This is a genomic window from Streptomyces sp. NPDC021225 (genome assembly GCF_044332865.1).
Classification (GTDB): Bacteria; Actinomycetota; Actinomycetes; order Streptomycetales; family Streptomycetaceae; genus Streptomyces.
The window spans coordinates 1-4784 of the sequence record NZ_JBIRPV010000032.1 but is presented as its reverse complement, the minus strand read 5'-3'; the positions used below and the strand labels follow the sequence as shown (position 1 = coordinate 4784).

The 4784-nt window shown below is 68.8% G+C and carries 1 protein-coding gene; it reads left to right on the top strand.

Annotation, left to right across the window (positions count from 1 at the left end):
* On the top strand, positions 1-4784 hold a 4784-nt coding region (locus ACH4S9_RS47020; RefSeq protein WP_398377817.1), incomplete at both ends, for a type I polyketide synthase.

Below are 4784 nucleotides of genomic sequence, written 5' to 3'. Positions count from 1 at the left end.
CACGCGCTGGCCACCAGCCGCACCCCCTTCGAACACCGCGCCGTACTCCTGGGCCCCGGCCGCGAGGACTTCCTCCACGGCCTGGCGGCACTGGCAGCCGGTGAGGAGCACGAGGGGCTTGTGCGCGGCGTGGCGTCCGGAGCGGGGAAGCTGGCGTTCCTCTGCTCGGGGCAGGGCACACAGCGCCCCCGCATGGGATACGAGCTCTACCAGGCCTTCCCCCTGTTCGCCGAGGCCCTCGACGAGGCCTGCGCCCACCTCGATCCGCACCTGGAACAGCCCCTGCGGGATGTGATGTTCGCCGAGCCGGACACCGACACGTCCCGGCTGCTGGACCAGACGCTCTACGCCCAGCCCGCCCTGTTCGCTCTTCAGGTCGCGCTCCACCGGCTGGTCACCGAAGGCCACGGGGTCACGCCCCACTTCTACGCCGGACACTCCCTCGGCGAGATCACCGCAGCCCACCTCACCGGCATCCTCACCCTCACCGACGCGGCCCGCCTGGTCACCACCCGCGCCCGCCTCATGCACACCCTCCCCACCACCGGCGCCATGACCACCCTCCAAGCCCAACCCCACGAAGTCCAAGAACACCTCACAGGCCTCGAGACGCAGGTGTCCATCGCGGCCGTCAACGCCCCCGGATCCGTCGTCATCAGCGGCGACCGAGATGCCGTGGACGCCATCGCCGCACAGTTCCGAGCCATGGGGCGCAAGACGACCCCGCTCAATGTCAGCGCGGCCTTCCACTCACCCCACATCAACCCCATCCTCGACGAGCTCCGCGACACCGCCCAAACCCTCACCTACCACCAGCCCCACACACCCCTCATCACCACTGACCCCACCGGTCAAGACCCCGCCACACCCGGCTACTGGACCCACCAGACCCGCAACACCGTCCACTACACCCACACCACCCACCAACTCCACACCCACGGCGTCACCACCTACCTCGAACTCGGACCCGACACCACCCTCACCACCCTCACCCACCACAACCTCCCCCACCACACACCCCACACCGCAGCGCTCCTCCACCCCCACCAACCAGAAACCCACACCACCCACACCGCACTCGCCCACCTCCACACCCACGGCCACCCCACCACCTGGCACCAACAACACCACACCCACCACCACACCAACCTCCCCACCTACCCCTTCCAACACCACCACTACTGGCTCAACACCACCCCAACCCCCGACACCACCAACGACACATGGCAGTATCGCGAGGTCTGGCAGCCAATCAGTCTGGCTGACGCCGAGCCGACGCGGCTCGGCGACTGGCTGGTCGTCGTTTCCGCTCGGCAGACCGATCATCCACACGTCGACGCCATTCTCAGCGAGCTACGGCAACGCGACGGCATCCGCGCAGCCGAGCTCGTACTCAATGACGCCGACATCGACCCGGTGGTCCTCGGCCGACACCTCGCCGACGCCATCGAACAACACGGTGACCTGAGCATCAGCGGTGTGCTCTCGTTTCTGGCCTTCGACGAGGAACCCCACCCCGAACACCCCCACATCCCCACCGGAACAGCCCTCACCCTCACCCTCACCCAAACCCTCACCACCCACCCCCACATCACCGCACCCCTATGGGCCCTCACCCAAACAGCAACCACCACCCACCCAACCGACACCCTCAACCACCCCACCCAAGCCCACATCTGGGGACTCGGACGCACCACCGCCCTCGAACACCCCGACCAATGGGGCGGACTCATCGACCTCCCCACCACCCTCACCCCCCAACACCTCCACCACCTCACCACCGCCCTCACCACCCAACACACGGAAGATCAGCTGGCCATCCGCGACACGGGGCTACAGGCCCGACGCCTGACCCGCACCACCACCCACTCCACCCCAGACAGCCTCCAACCCTGGAAACCCCACGGAACCATCCTCATCACCGGCGGCACCGGCGCCCTCGGCACCCACATCGCCACCTGGATCGCCACCCACCACCCCCACTGCCACCTCCTCCTCACCAACCGACAAGGACCCAACACACCCCACGCCACCCAACTCCACCACCAACTCACCCAACTCGGCGCCACCACCACCATCACCACCTGCGACACCACCAACCCAACCCAACTCACCAACCTCCTCAACACCATCCCCCCAACCCACCCCCTCACCACCCTCATCCACACCGCAGGAACCAACCTCAAATCGTCCATCGCCGATTCGAGTGCGGCGGATCTCGCCGAAACGGCGGGGGCGAAGGCGACCGGAGCGGCCCTTCTGCACGAGCTGTTGCGCGAGCACGACACGATCGAACACTTTGTTCTGTTCTCCTCCATCGCCGGAACCTGGGGCAGCGCGCACCAGGCCGGGTACGCCGCCGCCAACGCCTACCTCGATGCCCTGGCCCAGCACCGCCGCGACCAGGGACTCCCCGCCACCAGCATCGCCTGGGGGCCCTGGGACGGTCCGGGAATGGCGGCGCACGAGGACACACGCGCCCACTTGCGCCGTCGCGGTCTCCGGGCCCTGTCTCCTGATCGCGCCATCGCCACCCTCGATCGCATCCTCGGCCACGACCCCGACACCACCACCGTCGTCGCTGACGTCGACTGGGAGGACTTCGCCACTACCTTCACCGCTCGGCGGCCGGCTCCGCTCATCGACGAGATCGCCGAGGCCCGCCAGGCGCTTCGCGGCGAAACCGCGGCGCCCTCCGCCGACTCTCTTCGCGAGCGGCTTGCCCAGCGTTCGCCCAAGGAGCAGCAGCAGGCACTTCTCGAGATCGTCCGCACACACGTGGCTTCCGTTCTCGGCCATTCCAGCCCCGAATCCATCGACGCTCAGCAGGCCTTCAGCGCGCTGGGGTTCGACTCTCTCACCGCTGTCGAGTTCCGAAACCGCGTCGCGGCCGCCACCGGACTGGCGCTGCCCACCACCCTTGTCTTCGACCATCCGAGCCCCACGGAATGCGCCGCGCATCTGCGAGCGGCGCTGCTGGGCCGGGGCGACGACGAGCTGCGCGAGGCTGTGCCGGGCGGGCCGACGAAGCGCGCCGGAGCAACACCCCTGGACGAGCCGCTCGCGATCGTCGGGATGGCCTGCCGTTACCCGGGCGAGGTGCGGTCGGCTGAGGATCTGTGGCGGCTGGTCGCCTCGGGCGCTGATGCCATCACCGGGTTCCCGACGGACCGCGGCTGGGACCTGGAGCGGATCTATCACCCGGACCCCGACCACGAGGGCACCTGCTGTACCCGGCACGGCGGATTCCTTTATGACGCCGGAGATTTCGACCCGGCGTTCTTCGGCATCAGCCCACGTGAGGCCCTCGCCATGGACCCGCAGCAACGACTGCTGCTGGAAGCCTCATGGGAAGCGTTCGAACACGCGGGCATCACGCCGGGGACCCTGCGGGGCAGCCAGACCGGAGTCTTCGTCGGAATCAATGTGCAGGACTACGCGGCTCATGTGCGGCAGGTGCCACAGGCCGTGGCCGGCTATGCCCTGACCGGCAGCTCGGGGAGCGTCGCCTCCGGCCGTATCGCTTACACCTTCGGCCTCGAGGGCCCGACGGTCTCGGTGGACACGGCCTGCTCATCCTCCTTGGTCGCGCTGCACATGGCCGGTCAGGCGCTGCGCACGTCAGAGTGCTCGCTCGCGCTCGTCGGCGGAGTGATGGTGATGTCCACGCCGGAGACCTTCGTCGAGTTCTCCCGCCAGCGGGGACTGTCCCCGGACGGACGGTGCAAGGCGTTCTCGGCCACCGCTGACGGCACCGGCTGGGCGGAAGGCGTCGGGATGCTCGTCGTGGAGCGGCTGTCCGACGCACGGCGCAACGGCCACCGCGTTCTCGCCGTGGTGCGCGGCAGCGCGATCAATCAGGACGGTGCCAGCAACGGCCTCACCGCCCCCAACGGCCCGGCACAACAGCGCGTCATCCGACAGGCCCTGGCCGGCGCGGGGCTGTCGCCTTCCGATGTCGACGCTGTGGAAGGGCATGGCACCGGTACCGTCCTCGGCGACCCCGTCGAGGCCCAGGCGCTGCTGGCTGCCTACGGGCAAGACCGGCCCGAGAACCGACCCCTGTGGCTTGGGTCGGTGAAGTCGAACATCGGACACGCCCAGGCGGCGGCCGGCGTGGGCGGGGTGATCAAGATGGTGATGGCCCTCCAGCACGAGACCCTGCCCCGTACGTTGCACATCGAAGAGCCGTCATCGCATGTGGACTGGTCCTCGGGGGCAGTACGGCTGCTGACAGACGCCGTGCCATGGCCACGCAACGGGCGTCCACGGCGCGCCGGTGTCTCCTCCTTCGGTGTCAGCGGCACCAACGCCCACGTCATTCTGGAAGAAGCACCCGCCGCAGAGCCCGACGGTACGGAAGAGACAGAGCCGTCTTCCGCGCCTGCCGTGGAGGCGTCCGGCCTCCCCTTGCCCTGGCCGCTGTCCGGGAAGTCGGCCGACGCCCTCCGAGCCCAGGCGCGCCGACTGCGGGAGTTCGTGTCCGTGGCCCCCGGCGCCGATTCCGGATCGAGGCTCGCGGACATCGGGTACACGCTGGCCACGCATCGGTCGGCCTTCGAGCATCGCGCGGTGGTCATTGGCTCCGACCGTGCGGAGTTTGTGCGCGGTCTGGACGCGCTCGCGTCCGGCCAACCGGATGCCGGGGTGCAGGAGGGGGTTTCGGCGCCCGGTGGGGCGCGGGGTGGCGTGGTGTTTGTGTTTCCGGGTCAGGGTGGTCAGTGGGCCGGGATGGGACTGCGCCTGCTGGAAACCTCACCCGTCTTCGCCCAGTCCATCAACGA